This is a genomic window from Tsukamurella ocularis, assembly GCF_024807615.1.
Lineage (GTDB): Bacteria > Actinomycetota > Actinomycetes > Mycobacteriales > Mycobacteriaceae > Tsukamurella > Tsukamurella ocularis.
This window is the reverse complement of sequence record NZ_JANUCJ010000001.1, coordinates 942,784-969,278: the sequence shown is the minus strand read 5'-3', so window position 1 is coordinate 969,278 and position 26,495 is coordinate 942,784. Positions and strand designations below refer to the sequence as shown.

General features: G+C 69.0%; 22 protein-coding genes. 10 read left to right on the top strand and 12 right to left on the bottom strand.

Annotated elements, in window-relative coordinates:
- Positions 1–21 precede the first annotated feature (21 nt).
- From gyrA to dnaN, 8 genes are all read right to left on the bottom strand, one after another.
- Positions 22–2,523 (bottom strand): DNA gyrase subunit A, encoded by a 2,502-nt coding sequence (gene gyrA, locus HNP44_RS04780; RefSeq protein WP_259141217.1) that lies wholly within the window; start codon positions 2,521–2,523, stop codon positions 22–24.
- Positions 2,524–2,588: 65 nt separating this feature from the next.
- Positions 2,589–4,655, bottom strand: a complete 2,067-nt coding sequence (gyrB, locus tag HNP44_RS04775; protein ID WP_374758745.1) for a DNA topoisomerase (ATP-hydrolyzing) subunit B — start codon at positions 4,653–4,655, stop codon at positions 2,589–2,591.
- Between the two features lie 437 nt (positions 4,656–5,092).
- The gene (locus tag HNP44_RS04770; RefSeq protein ID WP_259141219.1) at positions 5,093–5,635 is read right to left on the bottom strand and encodes a DUF721 family protein; all 543 of its coding nucleotides are present in this window, start codon (positions 5,633–5,635) and stop codon (positions 5,093–5,095) included.
- 66 nt (positions 5,636–5,701) lie between these two features.
- A complete protein-coding gene (locus HNP44_RS04765) occupies positions 5,702–7,414 on the bottom strand; it encodes an MFS transporter (RefSeq protein WP_259141220.1) in 1,713 nt (570 codons plus the stop codon).
- Position 7,415: 1 nt separating this feature from the next.
- On the bottom strand, positions 7,416–8,735 hold the full coding sequence (locus tag HNP44_RS04760; protein ID WP_259141221.1) for a glycosyltransferase: 1,320 nt from the start codon (positions 8,733–8,735) through the stop codon (positions 7,416–7,418).
- Positions 8,736–8,819: 84 nt separating this feature from the next.
- Positions 8,820–10,022: a DNA replication/repair protein RecF gene (recF, locus tag HNP44_RS04755; RefSeq protein WP_259141222.1), complete on the bottom strand. Its 1,203-nt coding sequence runs from the start codon at positions 10,020–10,022 to the stop codon at positions 8,820–8,822.
- A gap of 18 nt (positions 10,023–10,040) precedes the next feature.
- Positions 10,041–10,925, bottom strand: coding sequence for a phosphogluconate dehydrogenase (NAD(+)-dependent, decarboxylating) (gene gnd / locus HNP44_RS04750; protein ID WP_259141223.1), 885 nt, complete (start codon positions 10,923–10,925; stop codon positions 10,041–10,043).
- A gap of 37 nt (positions 10,926–10,962) precedes the next feature.
- Complete coding sequence (gene dnaN / locus HNP44_RS04745) at positions 10,963–12,126, bottom strand: DNA polymerase III subunit beta (RefSeq protein WP_259141224.1); 1,164 nt, start codon at positions 12,124–12,126, stop codon at positions 10,963–10,965.
- Between the two features lie 456 nt (positions 12,127–12,582).
- Between dnaN and HNP44_RS04740 the strand changes: the two genes are divergently transcribed.
- The gene (locus HNP44_RS04740; protein ID WP_259141225.1) at positions 12,583–13,443 is read left to right on the top strand and encodes a hypothetical protein; all 861 of its coding nucleotides are present in this window, start codon (positions 12,583–12,585) and stop codon (positions 13,441–13,443) included.
- A 63-nt stretch (positions 13,444–13,506) separates the two neighbouring features.
- Here HNP44_RS04740 and dnaA read toward each other — a convergent pair whose 3' ends face one another.
- Positions 13,507–15,000, bottom strand: a complete 1,494-nt coding sequence (gene dnaA / locus HNP44_RS04735; protein WP_259256829.1) for a chromosomal replication initiator protein DnaA — start codon at positions 14,998–15,000, stop codon at positions 13,507–13,509.
- A 643-nt stretch (positions 15,001–15,643) separates the two neighbouring features.
- Between dnaA and rpmH the strand changes: the two genes are divergently transcribed.
- From rpmH to HNP44_RS04690, 9 genes are all read left to right on the top strand, one after another.
- Positions 15,644–15,787 (top strand): 50S ribosomal protein L34, encoded by a 144-nt coding sequence (gene rpmH / locus HNP44_RS04730; RefSeq protein ID WP_224644767.1) that lies wholly within the window; start codon positions 15,644–15,646, stop codon positions 15,785–15,787.
- An 89-nt stretch (positions 15,788–15,876) separates the two neighbouring features.
- A complete protein-coding gene (gene rnpA, locus HNP44_RS04725) occupies positions 15,877–16,278 on the top strand; it encodes a ribonuclease P protein component (RefSeq protein ID WP_259141227.1) in 402 nt (133 codons plus the stop codon).
- Positions 16,275–16,535: a membrane protein insertion efficiency factor YidD gene (gene yidD / locus HNP44_RS04720; protein ID WP_259141228.1), complete on the top strand. Its 261-nt coding sequence runs from the start codon at positions 16,275–16,277 to the stop codon at positions 16,533–16,535. The genes rnpA and yidD overlap by 4 nt, the downstream gene beginning before the upstream one ends.
- 107 nt (positions 16,536–16,642) lie before the next feature.
- Positions 16,643–17,782 (top strand): membrane protein insertase YidC, encoded by a 1,140-nt coding sequence (gene yidC / locus HNP44_RS04715; RefSeq protein ID WP_259256828.1) that lies wholly within the window; start codon positions 16,643–16,645, stop codon positions 17,780–17,782.
- 46 nt (positions 17,783–17,828) lie between these two features.
- Complete coding sequence (locus tag HNP44_RS04710) at positions 17,829–18,392, top strand: Jag family protein (protein ID WP_259141230.1); 564 nt, start codon at positions 17,829–17,831, stop codon at positions 18,390–18,392.
- Positions 18,393–18,555: 163 nt separating this feature from the next.
- Entirely contained in the window at positions 18,556–19,227 is a 672-nt protein-coding gene (gene rsmG / locus HNP44_RS04705; RefSeq protein ID WP_259141681.1) for a 16S rRNA (guanine(527)-N(7))-methyltransferase RsmG, read from the top strand.
- A gap of 1,827 nt (positions 19,228–21,054) precedes the next feature.
- On the top strand, positions 21,055–21,969 hold the full coding sequence (locus HNP44_RS04700; protein WP_259141231.1) for a ParA family protein: 915 nt from the start codon (positions 21,055–21,057) through the stop codon (positions 21,967–21,969).
- A gap of 2 nt (positions 21,970–21,971) precedes the next feature.
- Positions 21,972–22,997: a ParB/RepB/Spo0J family partition protein gene (locus tag HNP44_RS04695; protein WP_259141232.1), complete on the top strand. Its 1,026-nt coding sequence runs from the start codon at positions 21,972–21,974 to the stop codon at positions 22,995–22,997.
- Positions 22,998–23,003: 6 nt separating this feature from the next.
- Positions 23,004–23,726 (top strand): acetyltransferase, encoded by a 723-nt coding sequence (locus HNP44_RS04690; protein ID WP_259141233.1) that lies wholly within the window; start codon positions 23,004–23,006, stop codon positions 23,724–23,726.
- Between the two features lie 81 nt (positions 23,727–23,807).
- Here HNP44_RS04690 and HNP44_RS04685 read toward each other — a convergent pair whose 3' ends face one another.
- The 3 genes from HNP44_RS04685 to trxB form a co-directional block, all read right to left on the bottom strand.
- Positions 23,808–25,001: an N-acetylmuramoyl-L-alanine amidase gene (locus tag HNP44_RS04685; protein WP_259141234.1), complete on the bottom strand. Its 1,194-nt coding sequence runs from the start codon at positions 24,999–25,001 to the stop codon at positions 23,808–23,810.
- Positions 25,002–25,102: 101 nt separating this feature from the next.
- Positions 25,103–25,426, bottom strand: coding sequence for a thioredoxin (trxA, locus tag HNP44_RS04680; RefSeq protein ID WP_224644759.1), 324 nt, complete (start codon positions 25,424–25,426; stop codon positions 25,103–25,105).
- 34 nt (positions 25,427–25,460) lie between these two features.
- Positions 25,461–26,417, bottom strand: coding sequence for a thioredoxin-disulfide reductase (trxB, locus tag HNP44_RS04675; protein WP_259141682.1), 957 nt, complete (start codon positions 26,415–26,417; stop codon positions 25,461–25,463).
- Positions 26,418–26,495: the final 78 nt, after the last annotated feature.

Here is a 26,495-nt window from a genome sequence, read left to right as displayed (position 1 = left end):
TCCTTCGTGCTCCGCGGCGGCTTATGCCTCGCCGTCCGCCTGCTCGGGTTCGTCGCTCTCGTCGGCGTTGCGGGCGATGGCCAAAAGACTAGTGCCTTCGGCCAGGTTCATCAGCCGGACGCCCTTGGTCTGCCGGCCCGCCTTGCGGACCTGCCGCGCCGCCGTGCGGATCACTCCGCCGCCGGACGTGATGGCGTACAGCTCGGTCTCGTCGTCGACGATGAGTGCACCCACCAGTTCGCCGCGCTTCGGGTCGAACTGAATCGTCAGCACGCCCTTGCCGCCACGCCCCTGAGGAGTGTAGTCAGCGATCGACGTCCGCTTGGCGTAACCGCCCGACGTGGCGACGAGCAGGTACGTATCCTCGTGAACCACGTTGAGCGCCAGCAACTGATCGTCATCGTTAAAGCGCATCCCCTGCACACCGGACGTCGCGCGGCCCATGGGGCGGAGCACCTCGTCGGTCGCCTTGAAGCGGATCGACTGGGCCTTCTTGCTCACCAACAGCAGGTCCTCCGACTCGGAGGCCAGCACCGCGCCCACCAGCTCGTCCTCGTCGCGCAGGTTGATGGCGACGATGCCGCCGCTACGGTTCGAGTCGAAGTCCTCCAGCTTGGACTTCTTCACCAGACCGTTCTTGGTGGCCAGGATCAGGTAAGGCGCATCGTCGTAGGCCTTGATCTGGATGACCTGGGCGATCCGCTCCTCCGGCTGGAAGGCCAAGAGGTTGGCCACGTGCTGGCCGCGCGCGGTGCGGCTCTGCTCGGGCAGCTCGTAGGCCTTCGCGCGGTACACGCGGCCCTTCGTCGTGAAGAACAGGATCCAGTCGTGGGTGGAGCACACGAAGAAGTGCGCCACGATGTCGTCCTGCTTGAGGTCAGCACCCTTGACGCCCTTGCCGCCGCGCTTCTGGCTGCGGTACAGATCCGTCTTGGTGCGCTTCGCGTAGCCGGTCTCGGTGATCGTGACCACCACGTCCTCGCGGGCGATGAGGTCCTCATCGGTCACGTCGCCATCGGCGGCGATGATCTTGGTGCGGCGGTCGTCGCCGAACTTCTCGACGATCTCGCCGAGCTCGTCGCGGACGATGGCCCGCTGGCGCTCCGGCTTCTCGAGGATGTCCTTGAGGTCGGCGATCTCGAGCTCGATCTCGGCCAACTGGTCGATGATCTTCTGCCGCTCGAGGGCCGCCAGGCGGCGCAGCTGCATGTCGAGGATCGCATTGGCCTGCAGTTCGTCGACGTCGAGGAGGTCGATCAGGCCGGCGCGCGCGATCTCGGTGGTCTCCGACCGCCGGATGAGGGCGATGACCTCGTCGAGCGCGTCGAGGGCCTTGACGAGGCCGCGCAGGATGTGGGCCCGCTCCTCTGCCTTGCGCAGCCGGAACCGGGTGCGCCGCACAATGACGTCCAACTGGTGCGTCACGTAGTAGCGGATCATCTGGTCCAGGCGCAGCGTGCGCGGCACGCCGTCGACGATGGACAGCATGTTCGCGCCGAAGCTGGTCTGCAGCTGGCTGTGCTTGTAGAGGTTGTTCAGCACCACCTTGGCGACGGCATCACGCTTGAGCCGCACCACGATCCGCATGCCGACACGATCCGAGGACTGGTCCTCGATCTTGCTGATGCCGGCGATCTTGCCGTCGCGCACCTGCTCGGCGATCGACAGCACGAGGTTGTCGGGATTCACCTGGTAGGGCAGTTCGGTGATGACGAGTTCCGTTGCGCCCTTGGAATCCTCCTCCACGGCGACGACGCCGCGCATCCGGATCGAGCCGCGGCCCGTCGAGTACGCATCCTTGATGCCCTGGCCACCCACGATGAGGCCGTGCGTCGGGAAGTCCGGGCCCTTGATGCGCTCCATGCACGCCTCGAGGGTGGCCTCGGAATCGGCCTCGAAGTTGTCCAGGCACCAGAAGATCGCGTCGGCCAGCTCGCGCAGGTTGTGCGGCGGGATGTTCGTCGCCATACCGACGGCGATGCCACCGGAGCCGTTCATCAGCAAGTTCGGGACGCGCGACGGAAGCACCGTCGGCTCCTGCGTCTTGCCGTCGTAGTTCGGCGTGAAATCGACGGTCTCCTCGTCGATGTCGCGCAGCATCTCCATCGCCAGCGGCGTCAGGCGCGCCTCGGTGTAGCGCATGGCGGCCGCGGGGTCGTTGCCCGGCGAGCCGAAGTTGCCCTGTCCGTCGATCATCGGGTACCGCATCGACCAGGGCTGGGCGAGACGCACGAGGGCGTCGTAGATCGACGAGTCGCCGTGCGGGTGGTAGTTGCCCATCGTCTCGGCGACGGGCTTCGCCGACTTCACGTAGCCGCGGTCGGGCCGGTAGCCGGCGTCGTAGGCCGCGTAGAGGATGCGGCGCTGCACCGGCTTCATGCCGTCGCGCACCTCGGGGAGGGCGCGGCCCACGATCACGCTCATGGCGTAATCGATGTAGCTGCGCTGCATCTCCTGTTGGATGTCGACCGGTTCGATCCGGTCGTGGCCGCCGGTCTCGGCGGGCGGAGTGGTGTCAGTCATTTCAGTCCTTCGAGTTCATCGGTTCGACGGTGCGCGGCGCGCCCGGTGTGCGGGCGCGCCGGCGGTCACACGTCGAGGAACCGCACGTCCTTGGCGTTGCGCGCGATGAACGAGCGGCGGGCCACCACGTCCTCGCCCATGAGGATCGAGAACAGCTCGTCGGCGGCGGCGGCATCGTCGAGCGTGACCTGCTTGAGCACGCGCACGGCCGGGTCCATCGTGGTCTCCCACAGCTCCTTGGCGTTCATCTCGCCGAGGCCCTTGTAGCGCTGGATGCCGTCGTCCTTGTTGATCTTCTTGCCGTTCTGCAGGCCGTCGGCCAGCAGGACATCGCGCTCGTTGTCGCTGTAGGCGAACTGCGGCTCGGCGCCCTTCTGCCACTTGAGCTTGTACAGCGGCGGCTGCGCGAGGTAGACGTGTCCGTGCTCCACCAGAGGCCGCATGAACCGGAACAGCAGGGTCAGAAGAAGGGTCGCGATGTGCTGGCCGTCGACGTCGGCGTCGGCCATCAGGACGATCTTCTTGTAGCGCAGTTTGGCGATGTCGAACTCGTCGTGGATGCCGGTGCCGAAGGCCGTGATGATCGACTGGACCTCGGTGTTCTTGAGCACCCGGTCGATCCGCGCCTTCTCGACGTTGATGATCTTGCCGCGGATGGGCAGGATCGCCTGGTACATCGAGTCGCGACCGCTCTTGGCGGAGCCGCCGGCGGAGTCGCCCTCCACGATGTAGACCTCGCACTTGTCGGGGTCATTGCTGCGGCAGTCTGCGAGCTTGCCGGGGAGGCCGCCGATGTCGGTCGCGCTCTTGCGGCGCACCAGCTCCCGCGCCTTGCGTGCCGCGAGCCGGGCCTGCGCCGAGGCGGCGGCCTTCTGCACGATGGTCTTCGCGTCAGCCGGGTTCGAGTCGAACCAGAACTGCAGCTGCTCGCGGCAGACCTTCTGCACGAAGCCCTTGACTTCGGAGTTGCCCAGCTTCGTCTTGGTCTGGCCCTCGAACTGGGGCTCGGCGACCTTCACGGAGATGACGGCCGCGAGACCCTCGCGGATGTCGTCGCCCGAGAGCTCGCCGTCCTTCTCCTTGACCAGCTTCTTGTCCTTGGCGTAGGCCTTGACGACACCGGTCAGCGCGGTGCGGAAGCCCTCCTCGTGGGTGCCGCCCTCGTGCGTGTTGATGGTGTTGGCGAAGGTGTGCACCGACTCGGAGTAGCCGGAGTTCCACTGCATCGCGATCTCGATCTCATGGCCCTTCTCCTTGCCCTCGAAGGAGATGATCGAGCTGTGGATCGGGGACTTCGACGTGCGCGCGTTGATGTGCTTGACGTAGTCGACGAGGCCGTCCGGGTAGTGGAAGATCCGCTCACGCTTCTTCGGTGCAACCTCGGCGAGCGCCGCGGCGACGACCTCCTCGTGCGCCGACGGGGCCTCCTCCGAGATGTCCTCGTCGGGCACCTCCACGGCGACGGGACGCTCGTCGGTGAGCGTGATCGTCAGGCCCTTGTTGAGGAAGGCCATCTCCTGCAGGCGCCGCGAGACCGTCTCGAAGTCGTAGTGCGTCGTCTCGGTGAAGACCTTCGGATCGGCCCAGAATCGCACCGTCGTACCGGTCCGCGTGGTGGGCTCGCCCTTGATCAGGTCCTCGGCGACGGAGTCGCGCTTCTTCTCGTCCCAGTGGAAGTTGTTCTGCCAGTGGTAGCCGTCGACATCGATCTCTACCTCGACGCGGCTCGAGAGCGCGTTGACCACGGAGATGCCGACGCCGTGGAGACCGCCGGAGACCGCGTACGCATCGGAGTCGAACTTGCCGCCAGCGTGCAACGAGGTGAGCACGAGCTGCACGGTCGGGACGCCCTTGGCGTGCATCGCGACGGGGATGCCGCGGCCGTCGTCGATCACCTCGACGCCGCCGTCAGCGCGGAGCTTCACGTCGACCCGGGTCGCGTGGCCGGCCATGGCCTCGTCGACGGAGTTGTCGACGACTTCCCAGATCATGTGGTGCAGGCCGCGGGGTCCGGTGGTACCGATGTACATGCCGGGGCGCTTGCGCACCGCCTCCAGGCCCTCGAGCTGCTTGATGGATTCCGCGCCGTACGAGCCCTTGGGCTTGTCCGCGTTGTTGTCAGCCGCCACGATGTGTTGGCGCTCCTTCGTCGAAACCACCCGGCGAACAGCCGTGAACTTCCACGGGCCGCAGCCGCCGCGATGGCGATCGGACAGCACCCCGAGGAGACGAGGCACTCTTGCCCTTCTAGTCTACTCCTCTTCACGACGATGAATGCGCTTGCCACGCCCTCATCGCGTCGCAGGCGCGATCAACCTCGTTTCGGTCCGCTCACTCCGAAATGGGATCCGATGCGCACACGGCGACGCTGGGGCGTGAACCGGCAATCGATCGTGGAGTCGGAGGCATGGATCGCGCCGAGATCGACGACTACCCCACCCGGTGGACGCAGACACTCACGCGATTCGACCCGACAGCCGCCGCCGGTCTGCGGGTACGAGCAGACCTATCCCCTGTATCGCGCGATGCAGCATCGACCTCACAGTTCCCCGCCGAAGCCGCCCTCGGCCTAGCCGTAGGTGTCACGCGGGCCGCGGCCCGACACGTGCAGCGGGCCCTTGCGCCAGCTGGGCGCGCTGGGCCCGGTGATGTTCAGCGAGGTGACCACGCCCTGCCCGACGGCCGCGTTGATCTTCGCGAGCAGCTGAGACTGCATGAGCCGCAGCTGCGTGGCCCAGGCCGTGGACTCGGCACTCACGTAGAGCACCTTCTCCCGCAGGCTCACGGCGCGGGCGTGCGCGGCGACGTCGGCCCCGACCACGGTTTCCCAGCAGCCGAGCACCGTCCCCTCATTGACCTTCGTGTCCCACCCGCGAGCCTTGGCAATGCCGCCGATCAGGGATCCGAAGGGCTGCGGATCCCGGTTGTCGGGCGAGGGCCCGCTCCATCGCTTGGAGCCGCGGCGCAGCCGGCGGACCCCGCCGGTCATCGGCTCGGAGCGACCCTGGCCCACGGACTTCCCCGCCGCCTTCGCCGCCGCGCGCGCCTCTTCGAGGGCGCGCCGCGCGATATCGGAGCCGTGCAACGGCCCGTCGCTGTTCTGCTCAGCCATGACACCTCCCTCGCCGGAGCCTGTGGACACCAGGCTACTCACCCGCACCGACATTTCCGGCGGCGATCAAGCCCCGTCGACGACATCGCCCCGGGAGGCGGGTGCAGAGCCTGTGCCTAGGCCGGGGCGCCGGAACCGCACCGTCGCCGCGTCCTCCCACCGGGCGGCTGCCGAGGGCGCCGCCCGGACCGGCTCGCGGAGTAAGAGTTCCTGCACGGTGACCTGTCCCCCCTCCGCCGCCCGACGGTGCCGCGACGGCGGGCGGGTGCGGAGGAGGACAGCGACGACGACGCACGCCACCGCGCCCACCCCCGCAGCGACGAGGTTCGCCGACTGCATGGCGGAGACGAAAGCCTGCTGCACACTGTGCCCGAGCGCGGCCTGCAGCTCGGGCGACGGCGCCGAGGCGACGGCGCGGATGCCGCCGATCACCGAGGACTCGGCCTCGGCCCGGGCGTCCGGCGCCAGGGGCAGCCGCGCCACGTCCTCCGCCACCTTCGCGGAGTACAGGTGCGCGACCACCGATCCCAGGATGGCCACGCCCAGCGCGCCGCCCACCTCGCGCGTGGTGTCGTTGACCGCCGAGCCGGCGCCGGCCTCACCCGACGGCACGGACGTCATCACCGAGGTTGTCGCGGGCCCCTGCAGCAGGCCCAGGCCTACGGCGATCACCGACATCGCGGGCAGGATCTGCGTGAGGTAGTCGGCGGATTCCGTGAGCCGCGAGGTCAGCACGAAGCCGACGGCCATGATCGCGAGCCCCGCCGAGATCGTGAACCGCATCCGCCGCTCGGTGTTCGCCAGCGCCGCGAGCGGGGTGACCGCGACGGCCGCGAGCGCGAACGGGATCACCCTCACAGCGGTCTCCAGTGGCCCGTATCCCAGCACCGCTTGGAAGTACATGATCGTGATGAAGACGAAGCCGAGGAGGCAGAAGAACCCTGCACAGATCGCGAAGGAGCCCATCGCGAAGCCGCGCGAGCGGAACAGCGTCACGTCGAGCACCGGATTGCGGTGCCGTCTCTCGTAGCCGACGAACGACACCAGAAGCACCGCCGCGCCGACGAGCGCACCCACGACAGGCGCACTGCCCCAGCCGAAGTTGGGCGCCTCGATCAGCGCCCACACCAGGAGCGTGATCCCGGAGATCGACAGCAACACACCGAGCAGGTCGAACGACGGGCGCTCCGAGCCGAAGGACTCCGGCACGAGTGCGAGGCAGCCGGTGATCGCGAGGATCGAGATGGGCACATTGATCCAGAACACCGACGACCAGGCGAAGTGCTCGACGAGGTAGCCGCCCACCACGGGGCCGATCGCGATCGACGCGCCGGCCGCGGCGGACCACACGGCGATGGCCTTGGTCCGTTCCTCCTTCTCCGGGAACAGGTCCGAGATGATCGCCAGAGTGGCGGGGAAGATCAGCGCCGCGGCGGCGCCGAGCGCGGCCCGGGCCGTGATGAGCTCCGCCAAGGACGTGGACCGCGTCGCCAGCACGGAGATCGCGACGAAGCAGAGCAGGCCGGCGATGAGCACTTTCCTTCGGCCGAGGCGGTCGCCGAGGTAGCCCGTCGCGAGCAGCAGCCCCGCGAAGACCAGCGTGTAGGAGTCGACGATCCACTGCAGCGCACTCATGCCGCCGCCGAACTCCTCGCTCAGGGTGGGCAGAGCAATGGTGACGATGCTGTTGTCCATGCCGGTCATCAGTACGGCGATGCACAGGGTGCTGAGCGAGATCCAGCGCGCCGTGCCGGACCGACCACCGGCGGAGACGACCATGTCAGCGATCGGTGGCCGCGGCGCGGGCACCGTCGACCTCGGCCAGGAAGGCATCGAAGGCGGCCAGGAATTCGTCCCGTCCGCCCAGGTCCGCGGCGGCGGCCACGCCGGTACGCCGGGCGCCGTCGACGATGCGCTCGTCCCGCACCAGGCGCAGGACGCCCTCGGCGATGGTCCGCGCGGTCATCCGGCGCCGCGGAAGGATCGCACCGGCCTCGACGGCCTCAATCCGGCGCCCCCAGAAGTGCTGGTCGAAGGCCTGGCTGCACACCAGCGACGGTCGGCCCGACGCGGCGGCGATCGCCGTCGTCCCGGCACCTCCGTGGTGGACGAGCGCGGCGCACCGCGGGAAGACGGTGTCGTGGTCCACGTCGGGCACGATCAGCAGGTCCGGGGTGTTCACCACCTCGTCGCGGGTCCGCGCCGACCAGCCCGGCACGGCCAGCACGCGCATCCCGTCCCCGGCCAGGATCCCGGCCAGACCGCCGACCACCCCGTCGAAATCGACGACGGGCATGCTGCCGAATCCGACGTAGACGACGGGACGGTCGTCCTGCGCGAGCCAGGTCTCGATCATCGCGTCACGCTCGGTGCGATCCGCCGGCCGGCCCTCAATGCGGATGAAGCCGATGCGAGGGTGCCGCGCATCCTCGCGCGAGCGCGGCGGCACCAGCGCCCGGCCGAAGGCCTCGACGCGCAGGATGTCGCGGCCTGCGAGCACCGACCGGGGATTGATCACTCGCCGCGGGTACTCGACCCGCCGCGCCAGCTCGACGGTCTTGCCGAAGATGCTCAGGGCCCAGCCCAGGTTGAAGACCCGGTAGGTCAGGGGCAGGAGCACCGGGATCCGCGCGGTGACATCCTGCAGGCGCGGGCCCAGCAGCGGATTGGGGACGGTGCTGTGCACGTCGCCGGGGAAGTACTCGACCATGACGAGCGGCACACCCGCGCGGTGCGTGACCAATGCGGCGCGCTCCTCGATGATCCGGGTACTGATGACGCAGTCCACGTCCCGGCAAAGCTCGGCGAGGCGCTCATCGAACTCGTCCGCATGCGAGTCCGCGAGTTTGCCGACCTCGCGCAGCTGGGTGGTGGTGCTCGCGCCGAAGAACTTCTCCTGGCCCTGGGGCGACTGCAGGAACTCCTTGAGGTTCAGCGTCGTCAGGATGCGCGGTTCGAAGCCGTGCGCGACCACGTACGCCTGGGATTCGACCGTGCAGCCGACCCGTACGTCGTCGCCGCGCTCCCGGAGCACGCCGGCCACCGCCAGGAGCGGGCTGATGTCGCCGCGCGAGCCCATGCATGCGATCGCGATGCGCACCCGATCCGCCTTTCCTTACCATGTATCGAATGTTGTTGGCGCCTCTTGCTTTCGGCGCACCCTGGCACTCTACGCGGCGACCGGTTACGGGGTGGCAGTCGCCCCCGGCCGCCCGTCGTCCCGGTCGGCCAGGCGGGAGACCCGCGCGTCGGTCGGTCCGTCGACGGTGACCCGGAAGGTCGCGGCCCGCAACGCGGGCGGCAGGTCCTCCGGAACCGCGGCGGTGACGATCACCTGCTCGGTGTCGGCGGCCACCTCGGCGAGCGCGGTGCGCCGTTTCGCGTCGAGCTCGGCGAAGACGTCGTCGAGCAGTAGCACCGGCTCGGAACCCCCGGCGCGGAGCAACTCCAGCGAGGCGAGCCGCAGCGCCAGCGCGTACGACCAGGACTCGCCGTGCGAGGCGAAGCCCTTGGCCGGCTCGTTCCCCAGCCGCAGGTCGAGGTCGTCGCGGTGCGGTCCGACGAGGCACACGCCGCGCTCGATCTCCCGCTGCCGCGCAGCCGCGAGGCCGTTGAGCATCAGCCGTTCCAACTCCGCCACGGACGCGGTGGACGGGTCACCGTCGTAGCCCTCGAACAGCGAGCTCGTGTACGCGACGGTCGCGGCGCGCGAATGCGGCGCCAACGAGGCGTAGGCCACGGTGAGGTGCGGCGCCAACGAGGCGACCACCTCCAAACGGGCCGCGAGCACCTCGGCGCCGAACCGCGCCAGCTGCGCGTCCCAGACGTCGAGGGTCGAAAGCATGGACTCGGCGTCGGGACCGCCGCGACGGGCGGCGGCGTACGCCGTCTTGAGGAGCGCGGTCCGCTGCTTGAGAACCCGTTCGTAGTCGGCCTTCTCCGCGGCGATCCGGGGCGTGCGGACGATCGCGAGGTCGTCGAGGAAGCGGCGGCGGCCGCCGGGCTCACCGCGCACCAGGGCCAGGTCCTCGGGCGCGAAGAGAACGGACTGCAGGATCCCCAGCAGCTCGCGAGGCCGGCGGCAGGGCGCGGTGTTGATCCGCGCCTTGTTCGCCCGGCCGGCGACGATGTCGATCTCCGCGGTGAGCTCGCGACCCGCGTTGTGCACGATCGCCACGACGGAAGCGCTCTCGGCGCCGACCCGGATGAGCGGCTGGTCCGTGGCGACGCGGTGCGAGCCCAGCGTCGCGAGGTAGTTCAGGGCCTCGACGAGGTTGGTCTTACCGAAGCCATTGCGGCCCACGAAGACGCTGACGCCCGGCTCCAGGCCGACGGTGACGTCGTCCCAGGACCGGAAGTCGTGCAGGGTGAGCCGGCGGACGTACAAAGGAGCGGTCGGCCCCGGTCAGTCCGCGCGCCGCACGGCGTGCCCGCCGAACTGGTTGCGCAACGCGGACACCGCCTTCATGGTGTCCGAATCGTCCTGTCGCGACTGGAATCGCGCGAACAGGGCAGCAGCGATCACAGGAGCAGGCACCGAGTGCCGGATCGCCTCCTCGACGGTCCACCGGCCCTCGCCCGAGTCCTCTGTGTAGCCGGTGATCTCCTGCAGGCCGGGGTCCTCCTCGAGGGCCTTGACCAGCAGGTCGAGCAGCCAGGACCGCACGACGGTGCCCTTGCTCCAGGCCCGGAGCGTGCCGGCGACGTTCTCGATGAGCGGCTCGGCCTCGAGGAGGTCGTAGCCCTCGCCGTAGGCCTGCATCAGGCCGTACTCGATACCGTTGTGGATCATCTTCGCGTAGTGGCCCGCGCCGACGGGGCCGCTGTGCGCGAAGCCGTCCTCACGCACACCCTCCGGCCGCAGCGCGTCGAAGATCGGCATGGCGCGCTCGACGTCGGCCTGTGAGCCGCCGACCATCAGGCCGTAGCCGTTCTCCAGTCCCCAGACGCCGCCAGAGACGCCGCAGTCGAGGTAGCCGATCCCCTTGGTGGAGAGCAGTTCCGCGTTGACCTGGTCGTCCGTGTAGCGAGAGTTGCCACCGTCGATCACCAGGTCGCCGGGCTCGAGAATGTCGGCCAGCTTGCGCACCGTCTCGCGGGTGATGTCGCCGGCGGGCACCATCACCCACAGGGTCCGCGGGGCGGCCAGCGACTGCGCGAGCGCCTCCAACGAGGGCACATCAGTGACCTCGGGACGGGGGTCGTAGCCGATCACCTCGTGGCCGGCGTTGCGGATCCGCTGGCGCATGTTCGCGCCCATCTTGCCCAGACCGATCAGACCCAACTGCATGTTCGCGGCACCCTTTCGTGCGGAGACGATGGTTCGATCAGCCGGGCAGGCGCACCGGCATGAGCAAGTACGTGTACGGGCTCTGCGGCGCGGGGAACGCGCCGGAGTCGTCCGGCTGGTAGCCATTCTCCTCCGCGGGTCGCAGCACCGCAGGCCGACTGGGCGTGGTGAAGCCGAAGGTCACCGACTCCGTGTGAATCGCCGCCAGGCCGTCCAGCAGGTAGCCCGGGTTGAAGGCGATGGTGAGCGCCTCTCCCTGGAAATCGGCGGGCAGCTCCTCCTCGGCCTTGCCGGCGTCGTCGCCGCCGGCCGAGAGCCGCAGCGAGCCGTCGGCGAACTCCATCCGGACCTGCGCGCCGCGGTCGGCGACGAGAGCGACGCGTTTGATGGCCTCGAGCAGCGGAGCGATCTCCATCGTGGCGATAGCGGTGTGCGAGGCGGGCAACAACTGCCGGAACTTCGGGAAGTCCGCGTCCAGGAGTCGGGTGGTGGTGCGACGGTCCGCTCCGACCACGCCGAGCAGGCCGTCGGCGCCCACGGCCGAGCCGGCGCCCAGCGCGATACCGACTTCCGGGTCGACCGCGAAGGTCTTCGCGGCCTCGGACAGAGTCTTCGCCGGGACCAGAACGGCGGCCTTGACGTCAGACGAGGCGGGCTGCCAGTCGAACTCGCGGACCGCGAGGCGGAACCGGTCTGTGGCCGCGAGCACCACGCGCTCGCCCTCGATCTCGACCCGGATTCCGGTGAGCATCGGCAGCGTGTCGTCCTTGCCTGCGGCGATGGCGACCTGCGCGATGGCCTCCGCGAAGGTGCCGCGCTCGATGGCGCCGGTCTGCTGCGGCAGCTCGGGCAGCTGTGGGTAGTCCTCGACGGGCATCGTCGGCAGCGAGAACTTCGCGCTACCGCAAGTGATCGCGACACGAGTGGTGTCGAGCTGCACGTCAACGGGCTTGTTCGGCAGCGCCTTCGTGATGTCCGCGAGCAGGCGGCCGGAGACCAGCGCCTGGCCCTCGTCTGCGACCTCGGCTCCGACGCGCACCTGCGCGGAGACCTCGTAGTCGAATCCCGAGACCGTCAGGCCATCGTCACCCGCAGTGAGCAGGACGCCGCCGAGCACCGGCACCGGGGGGCGCGAGGGCAGGCTGCGCGCCACCCACGCGACGGATTCGGCGAACTCCTCGTGCGGGACGCGAAACTTCATGCCGACGGGGCCTTTCGGTGGGGGTCGTTCGGGTACGGCGTGGCGGGCACGACCGTGAGGTCTTCGATGCTATAGGAGCCGGACTGATCCGGTGGCGTTCAGGTGGCCGCTGGCCCGAACCACGGGTTCGGGCCAGCAGTGCCCGCCGGACCTTCACTGCGCCTCTTTTCAGAAGAAGTATCTAGTGAAGAAATATGTCATCGTAATAAGGCCTGTGGAGGATGTGGAAACTCACCGTCGGTGCAGCGCGGGTGGCGTGTCGGGGTGTTGACGACGCGCCGCAGCGATTGTGGAACTACATCTGTGTGATTGGTGAGGAACGCTGCCTGTGGAAACCTGTGGATGAACTCTCCCCAGGTCACTCCTGGGATTTCGGGAATCTATCCACAGGCTGTGTGCAGTACTGGTGAGTAACTCACAGTTCTCCGGCGGCAGCCCGGCGCGTACGGTGTGACCATGGGATATCCGGATTCACAGCGCCCGGGAGCGCACCCCGGCGGGCAGAACTACCCCGTCGGCCCCGTCGCGCCGAATGTGCCGAAACCGACACGCGAGTACGAGCGCCCCGGCGACGGACCGGTCGATCCGGACGCGCCGCAGGGTCCGCCCGCAGCTATCGGAGGCCCCGCGGGGCCCGTCGGACCGGGGCCGCAGCAGCCGCCCATGCAGCAGTACGACGGTGGCTATCAGCTCGGCTACGCGCCCGGCGCGTACGGACACCAGGACGGCCTCCAGCCGCCGCAGGGTCCTCCCCCGGGCCCCGGTGGCCCGGGGGGTGGTTCGGGTGGCGACGGTGACGGCTCGGGCGGCAACCGGAAGCTGCTGTGGATTGCCGCAGCGGCCGTGGTCTTCGCGCTCGTCCTCGCGGTGATCGTCGCACTTGTCGCGACCAGCGGCGGCCCGTCGACCACGACGGCCTCGTCCGAGACGACGACCGCTCCCCCGACCACGACCACCACGAGCACCAAGCCCGGAGGCATCACGCTGCCCAGCGGTGTGCCGTCGGGGATCTCGATCCCGCCCATCTTCGGCGGTGGCTCGAGCACGGGGCCGGACGCGCGTCAATGGCGGGTGGAGGTCACGGGAAGCGGCTCGGCGCAGCTCGTCACGGTGGGTGTGCCGGACACCAATCTCTTCGGGTCGCAGCCGCTCCCGTGGTCCAAGACGTTCACCTCGGACGCCTTCATGGTCACGGTGACGGTGCTCGGCTACACGGGAGATGTGAGCTGCTCGATCACCCGCAACGGCAAGGTCGTCTCGGAGGAGAGCAGCACCGATGGCTCGGGCGGACCGCTGATCTGCACGGCGGGTCGCTGACTCCGCGCCGCCGATGTGACCGCTGGTCGGTGCCGACGGGTGCCGGCCCGAGGTCGCGTGCGACTACTGGCTGCGGCGCTTGATGCGCGTGGTGAGTTCCTGCACCTGGTCGTAGACCCGGCGCCGCTCCGGCATCTCCTTGCGGATCTTCCGCTCGGCGTACATGACCGTGGTGTGGTCGCGGTCGAAGATCTGCCCGATCTTCGGCAGCGATAGCTCGGTCAGTTCGCGGCACAGGTACATGGCGATCTGCCGCGCGTGCGTCACGGCCCGTGCGCGCTCGACTCCCTTGAGGTCGGCCACCGAGATCTCGAAGTACTCGGCCACCACGGAAAGGATGGTGCTGGAGGAGATCTCGATGGTCGTGGTGTCGGGTACCAGATCGCGGAGCACCATCTCGGCCAGCTCGTAGGTCACGTCGGTCTGCGTCAGCGAGGCGAACGCCGTGACGCGGATCAACGCACCCTCGAGTTCTCGGATGTTCCGATCGATCCGGGTCGCGATGAGCTCCAGCACGTCCGGCGGCACGTGGATCCGCTCCATCTGCGCCTTCTTGAGCAGGATAGCCATCCGGATCTCCAGCTCGGGCGGCTGGACGTCGGTGATCAGGCCCCACTCGAACCGCGTGCGCAGCCGATCCTCCAGCGTCGCGAGCTGTTTCGGCGGGCGGTCGGAGGAGACCACGATCTGCTTGTTCGCGTTGTGCAGCGTGTTGAAGGTGTGGAAGAACTCCTCCTGGATACCCAGCTTCCCCTCGAGGAACTGGATGTCGTCGACCAGCAGGATGTCCACGTCGCGATAGCGCTGCTTGAACTGGACCTGCCGGTCGTCCTTGAGCGAATTGATGAAGTCGTTCGTGAACTCTTCCGTGGACACGTACTTCACGCGCATCCCGGGGAACAGGCGTCGGGCGTAGTGGCCCGCGGCGTGCAGCAGGTGGGTCTTGCCCAGTCCGGACTCGCCCCAGATGAAGAGAGGGTTGTAGGCGCGGGCCGGCGCCTCGGCCACCGCGAAGGCGGCGGCGTGCCCGAATCGGTTCGAGGCACCGATGACGAAGGTCTCGAACGTGTACTTCTGGTTCAGGCTCGAGCCGGACGATCCCGTCATGGCCGTGCCATTGCTCGCCGGGCCGGTCATGGGAGGGGGTAGCTGGACCGATGGTGCGGGCGCGCCGGGCGACCCCGCAGCGATCCCACCGACGGGAACGGTCAGGTCCGCTGTGCTCGGCCCGGAGGGTCCCTCGTCGACGACGACGGCGACGGGGGCCTGCGCCGCGGCCGGCGGTGTGGCGTCGGGCGAGATCCGCACACCGAGCTCCACGTCCTGCCCCAGCCGGGTGGAGAGCGCAGCGACGAGCGGCTCGCGGAGGCTGCGCTCGATCGCGTCCTTCATCAGCTGGGAGGGCACCGCCACGAGCGCGAAGCCCTCGGTCAGGGTCAGTGGCTGGACCAGCTTGAGCCAGGCCTTCTCCTGCTTGGTGAGAGTGCGGTCGGTGTTGTCTCCGCAGAGTTCGTCGACCACGGCGGTCCACGTCTCGATCAGCGGATCGACGGTCATCAGGTCCTCCACACCGGGTTTGAAAGCCTTCGGTCTCCGGCTTCCGACCGGCGTTCTCGTTCGCACGTTCACACGTCCATGTCGGGCTGTGCATAGCCGCACCCCGCCCGACCTGCGCATGAACTGTACTCCACAGGTTCATCCACAGGTGTGGAGGACTGGGGGTACAGGTGTTGTCAGCCGTTGGCTTCGGCTGGGAACGACGAGGTCGTGGAACTGCGGGTCAGTGCTCCGGTCGAACCGGATTACGGTGCAGCACCGAGCTCGCTACACGCCCGGTGCACTTCGGCCCGAAGCTGCCGTGCTCGGGGTCCACGGGGTGCCGTGGCCGTGCTCAGCAATCGCATTCGGCAAAGTTAACAGAGTGGAGCGCGGTCCTCAACACAACGCACATTCCCGCAGGAAGCGGTGGGATGTCGGAGATGCTCGGCGTGTCGTCACGGAGGCATTGTGAGGCGCGTCACGCGGTTGCGCGTGCCCCGGTTTGACCTTGTCAGTGGGGATAAGTAGTCTTGACCGGTCTGTGCGCACACCGATTCGTCGGGCGGGTTCGACCTCAAGTCGAGCTTCATGTGCCGCCGAAGATTTCCGTCTAACCGAACGGCGGCGCGAGAGCGCCGTCCACTGAACAAGGAGTGTCACCGTGGCTAAGGGCAAGCGGACGTTCCAGCCGAACAACCGTCGCCGCGCGCGGGTGCACGGCTTCCGTCTCCGTATGCGCACCCGTGCCGGGCGCGCGATCGTCGCCTCGCGTCGGACCAAGGGCCGCGCGAAGCTGACGGCCTGATTTCCCCTCTCGCGTAGCGCCACCGCGTACCGGTTCGCCCGGTCGCGGTGGCGCTTCTGCAAAGGCGATGGAGAAGGCAGACCACTGACGTGCTACCCGCCCGCTACCGCATGAGTTCGTCGCGCGACTTCGCCGCGGCGGTCAAAGGCGGTAGACGTGTGGGCCGCCGCTCCATCGTGGTGCATGTGGCGACATCGACGAAGACGAGCCCGGTCCCCGCTTCCGAGGGGGGACCGGGCGTCGTCGTGTCCGCGGACGATCCGGTGACGCCGGCGCCGCGTATCGGCCTGGTCGTCTCGAAAGCGGTGGGTAACGCCGTGATTCGGCATTCTGTCGCACGCCGACTGCGCGCAGCCGTCGCCTCCGTGGCCGGCGAGCTCGACGACGGGGCACTCGTCGTCGTCCGCGCCCTGCGTGCGGCGGCGGACGACGACGCGAACGAGCTGACCGCGCAACTGCGTTCGGGTCTGACGAAACTGGGTGCGCTGTGACTGCGGCGCCACGGACGAGCGCCGGGAACACGCTGCGCGCGGTGCCCCGGCGGGCATTGATCTCTCTGGTGCAGCTGTACCGGACGTGGATCTCCCCCGTGCGCCCGCCCACCTGCCGGTTCACTCCTACGTGCAGCGAGTATGCAGTGGAGGCACTTTCGGCGCACGGCGCCGTCAAGGGCGTGTACCTCAGTACCATTCGCCTGCTCAAGTGCGGACCCTGGCACCGCGGCGGCTGGGACCCCGTCCCCGAATAGCTGCCGCCGCCAACGGCTTCCACTATCCGATGCGCGAATCACTGCGCCCACGAACCTGTTCGAAATAGATCGGCAAGGAGCACCGCCCCGTGTCAAGTTTCAATCCGATGTCCTTGGACTACGTGTACTACCCGGTGTCGGGCATCATGTGGGTCTGGCACAAGGTCTTCTCCTTCGTGCCCGGCCTCGGCCCCGACAGCGGGATCACGTGGGCCCTCTCCGTGATCTTCCTGGTGCTCACCCTGCGCGCCATCCTGTACAAGCCCTTCGTCCGGCAGATCCAGACGACCAGGCAGATGCAGGAATTCCAGCCGCAGATGCAGGCGCTGCGAAAGAAGTACGGCAAGGACCGGCAGAAGCTGGCCCTCGAGATGCAGAAACTGCAGAAGGAGCACGGCTTCAACCCGCTGCTCGGCTGCCTCCCCGCCCTGCTGCAGGTGCCAGTCTTCATCGGCCTGTTCCACGTGCTCCGCTCGTTCAACCGGATGAGTGGCGGTACTGCACAGATGTTCGGCTCGCCGGACATGAACGCCTACGAGACCCGGCACACGGCGAACTACTTCTTCTCCGCCACCGACGTCCAGAGCTTCCTCGACGCGCGCCTCTTCGGCGTCCCGCTGTCCTCGTACGTCCAGGAGCCCGTCGCACAGTTCCAGGCCTTCATGCCCGTCGGCCCGGACCTCGCGTACATCGAGCCGAACTTCCAGAAGTGGTGGATCATCGCGCTCTCGGTGCCGCTGATGATCGTCGCGGCCCTCGCCACGCACTTCAACTCGCGCGCGTCGATCGCCCGCCAGCCCGTCGCCTCGCTCGACAACCCGCAGACGGCCATCATGAACCGCCTCATGCTGTGGGTCTTCCCCATCGGCGTCCTGGTCGGTGGCTTCTTCCTGCCCGTGGCCATCCTGATCTACTGGGTCACCCAGAACATCTGGACGTACTGCCAGCAGCACATCGTCTTCGGCAAGCTCGACAAGGAAGACGAGGAGAAGAAGCGCCTGGCGCAGGAGAAGCGGGCGGAGAACGCCCCGAAGCCCGGTGCGAAGCCCAAGAAGGCCGGCACGGTGACGTCCGTCACCAAGGCCGCGGAGACGGTGTCCGACGATGTCGAGGACGCAGCGGAGGAGGCGGTACCGTCGAAGCCCACCCCCGGTGCCAAGCCGAAGCCCCAGCACCCCTCCGCCAATGCGCGGCAGCAGCAGCGCAACCAGCAGCAGCGCAATCGGAGCAAGAAGCGCAGGCGCTGAGCGGTGCCCCACGAACCCCTGATGATCGAATTCCCAAGGAGTACCCATGCCTGACGACGTGACCGTCGAGGAGGAGCAGACCGTGACCGAGGCTGTCGCCGAGGACCCGGCTGAGAGCCCCGTCGATGAGAGCCCCGCGGACGAGGTCGACGAACTGGTCGAGGAGGGCGAGATCGCGGCCGACTACCTCGAGCAGCTGCTCGACATCCTCGACTTCGACGGCGATATCGACCTCGATGTGGAGGGTGGCCGTGCCATCGTCGCGATCGACGGCGGCGATGACCTCACGAAGCTGGTCGGCCAGCGCGGCGACGTGCTCGACGCCCTCCAGGAGCTGACCCGTCTCGCGGTGCAGCAGTCCACCGGCGACCGTAGCCGCCTGATGCTTGATGTCGCCGGGTGGCGCGAGAGCCGCCGCACCCGACTTTCCGGCCTCGGCACCGAGATCGCGCAGCGAGTCGCGCAGTCCGGCGAGAAGGAGTCGCTCAAGCCGATGACGCCGTTCGAGCGCAAGATCGTCCACGACGCCGTCGCCAAGGTCGACGGTGTCCGCTCGGAGAGCGAGGGCGCGGAACCGAACCGTCGCGTTGTGGTGCTACCCAACGCCTAGACTGGACGTAGGTGAACGATGGGTCCCGGGCCGTGCGCCTGGGGCCCATCGTCGTTTTCGGGCACGGATTACCCGGAAATGGTGTGTGAGATTGTTACAGGAGAGGTTTCACGTGGAACGGCGCGACGAGGTGGCGGAGAATCCCGCCGACGACGAGGCGAGTGTGGACGCGTTGCCCCCCGCTCCCCCGGTCGCGCGGGAGGTCTTCGGCGATCGGCTCGAACTGGCCGAGGAGTACGCCCGGGTGCTCGCGACCGACGGCGTCGTGCGTGGGCTGATCGGCCCGCGAGAGGTGCCTCGGCTCTGGGAGCGGCATGTGCTGAACTGTGCCGTGCTCGGCGAGCTGCTTGAGGCCGGCGAGACCCTGGTCGACATCGGGAGCGGCGCCGGACTACCGGGCGTACCGGTGGCGATCGCCCGGCCGGACGTCGAGGTGATCCTCGTGGAGCCGCTGCTGCGTCGCGCGGTCTTCCTCGAGGAGTTCTGCGGGCCACGGCTGCCGAACGTCCGGGTGGTCCGCGGCCGTGCCGAGGAGCGGTCCGTCGTCGACGCGGTCGGCGGCGCGGACGCGGTGACGTCGCGCGCGGTCTCTGGCTTCCCGAAGTTGGCCCCGTGGTCCGCTCCCCTGCTCCGCGACGGCGGACGGCTGCTCGCGCTCAAGGGTTCGCGCGCGGCTGAGGAGATCGAGGAGCACGGTGCCATCCTGACGAAGGCGGGGCTGCGCGATCCGGAGGTCGTTCTGTGCGGCGTCGGCATCGTCGATCCCGCGACCACCGTGGTGCGCGCAGTCCGTCGCGCGCCGGTGAAGAAGAAGCGAGCCAAGGCCCGCCGGTAGTCGGAAACGGGACATTTACGACGCGTTTCAGGTGCACCCGACTACCCACGGATTGTTTCGACACGTGACACCGGGGTGTTCCCGAAGGCTCCGCGGAGAGCTCTTGGCGCGCGTTTTTGGTACGGACGTACGAGAAAATACCCGGCAGTAGGCGCGCCGTCCGGCCGCTGGGGAGCCCCCTCGTCCCTCGGTCTCCCCTGCGTCCGCGCCGTGGGCCGCGGCTGGTGCGAACCCCGGCTGGTGCTGACGCCGCGCGAAGGAGGCCGGTCCCACAGCTCATCCGCGACGGACGGTGGCCTATCTCCACTGCCGACGGACGGGGTATTCGGAGAAGCCGCGTCGACGAGGGATCCGAACGACGCGCTACTCGGGACGGGCGACGGTCCCGGTTCCTGGGCGACGATCGCCCGGCACGGGCAGATGGCGCTCACATGGATAGTGACGGCAGCAGGGCGGGGCGGTTCGCGGGGGTCGCCGTGTTGCATGTGTAACGGCAGAGCTGCCGGCACGGGTCCATGAGGAGACGCGCCGGTCATCCGATCGCGCTTCGGACGGATCCGGCGTAGGACCAGGCTTGCCTGGGATGCTCGGGCAGGCGAGGCGACGTTTCACGTGGAACGGCCCACATCGTTCGGCGGACCGCGTTCGCGGTGTGGGCACCGTAGCGCCTGCTGCGGTGACGGGGGGAGCGAAGAGTTTGGCCCGATCGTTGGATGGACGGGGAAGCGACGTGTCCGCGGCGTATTGGGATGCCTGACGCGCGCGCCGTGGTGACGGTACGTGAGGGGCGAGTCGACTCGGATGCCTACCGGACGGGCGTGAGGTTCACGTCGAGCCAGCGACGTGCCCCGGCGGGATGGCGGGAGTACGAACCGGACGTGACGCGACGTCGGGGGCAAGCGTTCGCACTGAGGCCGTGTGTGAGCGGACCGGATGTTCCACGTGGAACTCGCTGGCGGACCGGATCCCGACGGCCATGAGCGCGGAGCAGACTCTTGCAGAACGACGCGGACATGTGTGTGAAGACGATCTCGACGGCGCGTGCCCGCCCCGACTGCAGAGGACGACGGCGCGACCGTTCGTGCGCGCGGAGTGGCAAGGACGGCTTCAGGCGCCCTCCGGACACACCGCCCGTCGACCGCGGTGAGCCCGCCGAGAAGGAGACCGCTCACTCTGCGGCCACAGGACAGCGACGGCTGCGGGCAGGGAGGTGCGCGGTGACCCGGGACGCGAGGTACGGACGGCACTTCGGGAGGCACGTTGAGGTGCGAGGGCTACTCCGCCGCTGCCGCATCGATATGCGCCGCGCCATCGCACGCTGTCCGGCATCGGTGCTCGACGATGTGGTGATGGATCGGTGCGGTTCGCCGCCACCATCCGCCAGATCCCGGCGGGGACCTGTTTCACGTGGAACACACGGCACCGCGGCGCAGGTCACGGGGCAACGTTCCGGGGCGGCACACGGGGACTCGCCGTCCGAGCACGCCGCACACGGACGCCTGCGGCCGCGCGCGAGAGGACGGAACGCGGGTGGCACGTTCGCGCCGGGTCGGCGCCGTCGGGTCCGCTCCCCCGGCGGTGCGATATCAGCGCGCGGCACGAATCGACGAGCCTGGCGCCGTGGCCGTATACCGGCGCACCACACACCTTCGGCGCAGCGATCGGAGGCGCACCGTCGGTGAGGAGACATGCGTCGGAGCGACCACGTTTCACGTGGAACCTCCGCGCGACGGCGGGTGGATGGCGGATCGGGTGGCGAGTCGCAGAGGCCGGGCTGACGCACCCCGACAGAGAAACTAGGATGGGGTCAACAGCTGAGGAGAGCGCGTGACTGATCACGAATCCGGCTTCGACGTTTCACGTGGAACCACTGAAGACGACACCCCCATCGCCGCGGCCGCCCGCCGTGCCAGCCAGGTCCTGACTCCCGGGGCGGCGGGCACCCTGCCCAAGCCCCTGGAGCGCCGCGTCCTGACGATCGCCAATCAGAAGGGCGGCGTCGGCAAGACCACCACGGCGGTGAATCTTGCCGCGGCGCTCGCACTGCAGGGGCTCCGGGTCCTCGTCGTCGACCTCGACCCGCAGGGCAACGCGAGCACAGCGCTCGGTGTCGATCACCGCTCGGGCGTCCCGTCGACCTACGAGCTCCTGCTCGGCGAGACCACGCTCGACGAGGCGATGGCGCAGAGCCCGCATTCCCCCAACCTCTTCTGCGTACCGGCGACGATCGACCTCGCCGGCGCCGAGATCGAGCTCGTCAGCATGGTGGCCCGCGAGACCCGACTGAAGAACGCGCTCAGCGTCGCGGCCGCGGAGGACATCGACTACGTCTTCATCGACTGCCCGCCGTCGCTCGGTCTGCTCACTGTCAATGCGCTCGTCGCGGCGAAGGAGGTGCTCATCCCCATCCAGTGCGAGTACTACGCGCTCGAGGGCGTAGGGCAGCTGCTGCGCAACATCGAGCTGGTGCAGTCGCACCTGAACAAGGACCTCCACGTCTCCACCGTGTTGCTCACGATGTACGACGCCCGGACCAAGCTCGCCGACCAGGTGGCCGCGGAAGTGCGTAACCACTTCGGTGCGAGAGTCCTCGGCGCGACGATCCCGCGCAGCGTCAAGGTCTCAGAGGCGCCCGGCTACGGCACGACGGTCCTCGACTACGACCCGGGCTCCCGTGGCGCGATGAGTTACCTCGACGCGGGCCGCGAGCTCGCCTTCCGCGGCGCCGGGCAGGCGGTGTAGTCATGGCCACGCAGAAGAAGGGCGGACTCGGCCGCGGACTCGCCGCACTCATCCCCACCGGCCCGGAGGAGGGCCCGCGGCTCGGGAGCGCCGCCGCCGACGTCATCATCGGCGCGCGCCCGGCGGCCCCGGCGCCGGACGGCCCACGGGAGCGGTCCCGGCGGCCGGCGCGGCCCGGGACGGAAGATCCGGCACCGTCGGACCTCGCGGAGTCCGGCGCCGTGTACCGGGAGATCCCGCCGACAGCGATTCAGCCGAACCCGCAGCAGCCCCGCTCGGTCTTCGACGAGGAGGGGCTCGCCGAGCTCGTTCACTCGATCCGCGAGTTCGGGCTCATGCAGCCGATCGTGGTGCGCCCGCTCCCCCGGCCGCAGGGCGAGCTGCGTTACCAGCTCGTCATGGGCGAGCGGCGCTGGCGCGCCAGCCAGGAGGCCGGTCTTGCCGCCATCCCCGCGATCGTGCGCGAGACCGCGGACGGCGACATGCTCCGCGATGCTCTCCTGGAGAACATCCACCGGGTTCAGCTGAACCCCCTCGAGGAGGCGGCTGCTTACGCGCAGCTGCTCGAGGAGTTCGGCGTCACCCACGACGAGCTCGCCACCCGCCTCGGGCGCTCGCGGCCCGTCGTCACCAACACGATCCGGCTGCTGCGGCTGCCCGTCGCTGTGCAGCGTCGCGTCGCGGCGGGGGTGCTCTCCGCCGGGCACGCGCGGGCCCTCCTCGCCCTGGAGGCCGGCGCCGAGGCGCAGGACCTCCTCGCCGCCCGGATTGTGGCCGAGGGCCTGTCGGTCCGCGCCACCGAGGAGGCGGTCACCCTCGCCAACCGTGGCGACGGAACCGTTGTGCCTGCGGCGCCCAAGCGTCCGCAGCAGGCCGACCCGGGTCTGCGCGAGGTGGCCGATCGGATCGCCGATCGCCTCGACACCAAGGTCACCGTCTCCATGGGGAAGCGCAAGGGCAGGATCGTCGTGGAGGTCGGCTCCGCCGACGATCTCGAGCGCATCGTCGCCCTTCTCGCCGAGAAGTGACCCGGCATGGCGCTGACGATCGTCCCCCTCACCCTCGGCGGCTTCGACGACCTGCCGCGGCGCATCCGTCGCTGCGTGTACTGGGAGGTCGCACCGGACGGTGAGACCCTCACCGACACCGAGTTTGACAAAGAGGCGTGGCTGTCCATGCTCATGCTGGAGTGGGGCTCCTGTGGGCAGGTCGCGATCGACCACGCCGTCGACGGCACCGAGCGGGTGGTGGGCGTGGCCTTCTACGCGCCGCCCCGCAGCGTTCCCCGGGTCGCCGACTTCCCCACCGCCCCTGTCAGCCCTGACGCGGTCCTGCTGACCTGGGCGGGCTCCGAGCCGGGCATGGATGTGCGGGTCAAGGAGGAGCTGGTCACCGCCGTGTGCACCGACCTGGTGCGTCGCGGCGTCCGCGCCGTGGAGGCCTTCGCGCTACTCACCCCCGTCGGGATGGTGACGGAAGATGTTGTGGCACAGATCAATTGCGGCCCGTGTGGGTGTAAAACCCCGCCCCTGACCGATGCCGACTTCCTGGAGCAGATGGGCTTCGAGACCGTCGCCCCGCACCATCGCTTCCCGCGGCTGCGCCTCGAATTGTCCGAGGGACTCGGCTGGAAGGCAGGCGTCGAGCACGCCCTCGAGCAGCTCCTGGCCGCCGGCGCAGCCGAAGCGGCCCTCAGGAGCGCGCTGGAGGGCACGGGGGACACCGCGACGCCCGTGGGGAGGGCCGAAGACCGCTGATGCCGCACGGGGCCGCTCAGGCCCCGACGATGCGCTCCCCTCCCCCGGAATCCGCGCCTGACGGGAGGGCGACGCGGACCGTCAGGCCCGGTTCTCGGCGCTCTCCTCGAGCTCGAGGAGCTCGGCGAAGGTATAGGTGCCGGTGGGGCGATCGTTCTCGCCCAGCAGGTACAGGCGCTTGACCGCAACCAGGATCGCCTCGGCGATGGTGTCGCGCATCTGCGGTGAGGCCAGGACGGCCGCGTCGTGCGGGTTGGTCGTGTAGCCGATATCGATCTGCACCGTGGGCATCCGCGTCAGACGCACGATGTCCCAGGTGCGGCCGTGGTAGTGGCAGTCGGTGAGCGGCGTCCGCGCCACGATCTCGCGCTGGATGAAGCCCGCCAGGTTGCGGCCGATGTTGGAGCTGGCCCCGTGCGTGTTGCCGAAATGAAACGAGGCCACGCCGTGGGCGCGCTCGTTGCGGTAGTGCGCGGTGCGTAGCGCGATCATCATATCGGCGTCGAAGGTGTTCGCCGTGTACGCGCGAGTGCTGTCGCTGGCGTCCATTCCGCGTGGTCGCGACAGGTAGGTCTCCATGCCAGCTGCGGCCATGCGGCCTTCGAGCCGCGAGCCCAGGTCCCAGAGGATCTCCTCCTCCGTGATCGGCCGACCGTCGGGCCCGCGAACGGCGACGCCACGGTCGGGGCCGCCCAGGCCAGGATCGATGACGATGCGTTTGCCCGACAGGCGCGGGCCGGAGCTGCGGACGTGCTCCTCCTCGCGAATGGCGTGCGGCGAGCCGCCCGTCACCCGGGAGCCGAGGAAAGTCAGTGAGCGCAGCGTGGCGGGCCCGCAGATGCCGTCCGCGACGAGGCCGAACTCGCGCTGGTAGGCCGAGAGTCCTAAGTGGGTCTGCGGGCCGAAGAGGCCGTCGATCATGCCGGCGTAGAAGCCGAGGTTCTGCAGGCGTGCCTGCAGGGCCGCCACATCGTCGCCCGACGGCGGCGCGGAGGCGATGTAGCTCAGCGTCCGCGCGCCCAGCTGGTAGGTGGACTCGCGGAGCGCGCGGTACGTGGCGGGGCCGACGACACCGTCGACCAGCAGACCGCGCTGCTGCTGGAAGGCGCGGGTGGCGCGATCCAGGCGGCGGTCGAAGACGGCCTCGGGAACGGTCCACCCGCCGACCACCAGGTCGGTGGGTGCCACGTAGTCCCGGAGGAAGCCCTGGTCGGCGAGGATGCCGCGGATCTCCGCCACGGCGCCACCGTGATCACCGAGGCTGATGCGTGGCATGGAGGACCCTTCGGTAGCTTCCTGCGGGCGGGCGGCCCGCAGGACGGGAAATCGAGTACACGATACGGCCTCGGGGCCCTCCGACCCAACGCGACGGCGCGTCAGACCAGACCGTCGAGTTCCTTGAGGATCGCCGACTTGCTCTTCGCCCCCACCAGCTTGGCGGTCGGCTTGCCGCCCTGGAAGAGCATCAGCGTGGGGATGCTGAGCACCTGGTAGTCGCGGGGCGCGGTGGGGTTCTGGTCGACCTCGATCTTCGCGAAGGTGACCTTGTCGCCGTGCTCCGCGGCGAGCTGCTCCAGCACGGGCGCGACCACCTTGCATGGGCCGCACCAGGTGGCCCAGAAGTCGACGAGCACGGGCTTTTCGGACTGTAGGACCTGCTCGATGAAGGTGTCGTCGGTGAGGGTGACGATCTCGGCCATGGCGGTACTCCTCGGTACGGTTCGGGGGACGGGTCTACTGGGCGACGGCGGCTTCGCGGTGGTGCGCGAGCCAGCGCTCGGCGTCGATGGCGGCGGAACAGCCGCTGCCGGCCGCCGTAATGGCCTGGCGGTAGGTGTGATCGACGAGGTCGCCTGACGCGAAGACCCCGGGCACGCCGGTGGCGGTGCTGCGGCCCTCGACCTGCACGTAGCCCTCGTCGTCGACGGTGACCTGGCCTGCGACCAGCGCGGACCGGGGGTCGTGGCCGATTGCCACGAACAGGCCGGTGACTTCGAGGGTCTCCACGGCGCCGGTCACGGTGTTCTCGATGAGCAGCGACTCGACCGACTTCTCGCCCTGCACGGCGTTCACTTTGGCGTCGGTGAGGAAGCGGATCTTCTCGTTGGCGCGGGCGCGGTCGAGCATGATCTTGGAGGCGCGGAAGTTCTCGCTGCGGTGGATCAGCGTGACGGACTTGGCGAACTTGGTGAGGAAGATCGCTTCCTCCATCGCCGAATCGCCGCCGCCGACCACGGCGATGTCCTGGTCGCGGAAGAAGAAGCCGTCGCAGGTGGCGCAGGCGCTCACGCCGCGGCCGAGCAGGGCCTCCTCGCCGGGAATGCCGAGGTAGCGCGCGGCGGCGCCCATCGCGAGGATCACGGAGCGGGCGCGGTAGGTACCTTCGGCCGTGACGACCTGCTTGATCTCGCCGTCGAGCTGCACGGACTCCACGTCCTCCATGCGCAGGTCGGCGCCGAAGCGGATGGCCTGCTCACGCATCTCGTCCATGAGCTGCGGGCCCATGATGCCCTCGCGGAAGCCGGGGTAGTTCTCGACCTCGGTGGTGGTCATCAGAGCGCCGCCGAAGTTGGTGCCCTCGAACAGGATGGTGCTCAGCTCGGCGCGCCCGGCGTAGACGCCCGCCGTGTATCCGGCCGGACCCGATCCGATGATGATCACGTCCGCGATATCGGTGCCCGCTGCAGTCATTACCCACCCAACCTGTTGAAGAAGCGCCCGGTTGTCCCGGGCCGACATGTGTGCCAACGGCGCCGGGCCCGACAATGT

Bases quoted from the DNA above. Each gene is read 5' to 3' on its own strand.
- gyrA (WP_259141217.1), bottom strand. From the start codon at position 2,523: ATGACTGACACCACTCCGCCCGCCGAGACCGGCGGCCACGACCGGATC.
- HNP44_RS04770 (WP_259141219.1), bottom strand. From the start codon at position 5,635: ATGGCTGAGCAGAACAGCGACGGGCCGTTGCACGGCTCCGATATCGCG.
- HNP44_RS04765 (WP_259141220.1), bottom strand. From the start codon at position 7,414: ATGGTCGTCTCCGCCGGTGGTCGGTCCGGCACGGCGCGCTGGATCTCG.
- gnd (WP_259141223.1), bottom strand. From the start codon at position 10,925: ATGCAGTTGGGTCTGATCGGTCTGGGCAAGATGGGCGCGAACATGCGC.
- dnaN (WP_259141224.1), bottom strand. From the start codon at position 12,126: ATGAAGTTTCGCGTCCCGCACGAGGAGTTCGCCGAATCCGTCGCGTGG.
- HNP44_RS04740 (WP_259141225.1), top strand. From the start codon at position 12,583: ATGGGATATCCGGATTCACAGCGCCCGGGAGCGCACCCCGGCGGGCAG.
- dnaA (WP_259256829.1), bottom strand. From the start codon at position 15,000: ATGACCGTCGATCCGCTGATCGAGACGTGGACCGCCGTGGTCGACGAA.
- yidC (WP_259256828.1), top strand. From the start codon at position 16,643: ATGTCCTTGGACTACGTGTACTACCCGGTGTCGGGCATCATGTGGGTC.
- HNP44_RS04710 (WP_259141230.1), top strand. From the start codon at position 17,829: ATGCCTGACGACGTGACCGTCGAGGAGGAGCAGACCGTGACCGAGGCT.
- HNP44_RS04695 (WP_259141232.1), top strand. From the start codon at position 21,972: ATGGCCACGCAGAAGAAGGGCGGACTCGGCCGCGGACTCGCCGCACTC.
- HNP44_RS04690 (WP_259141233.1), top strand. From the start codon at position 23,004: ATGGCGCTGACGATCGTCCCCCTCACCCTCGGCGGCTTCGACGACCTG.
- HNP44_RS04685 (WP_259141234.1), bottom strand. From the start codon at position 25,001: ATGCCACGCATCAGCCTCGGTGATCACGGTGGCGCCGTGGCGGAGATC.
- trxA (WP_224644759.1), bottom strand. From the start codon at position 25,426: ATGGCCGAGATCGTCACCCTCACCGACGACACCTTCATCGAGCAGGTC.
- trxB (WP_259141682.1), bottom strand. From the start codon at position 26,417: ATGACTGCAGCGGGCACCGATATCGCGGACGTGATCATCATCGGATCG.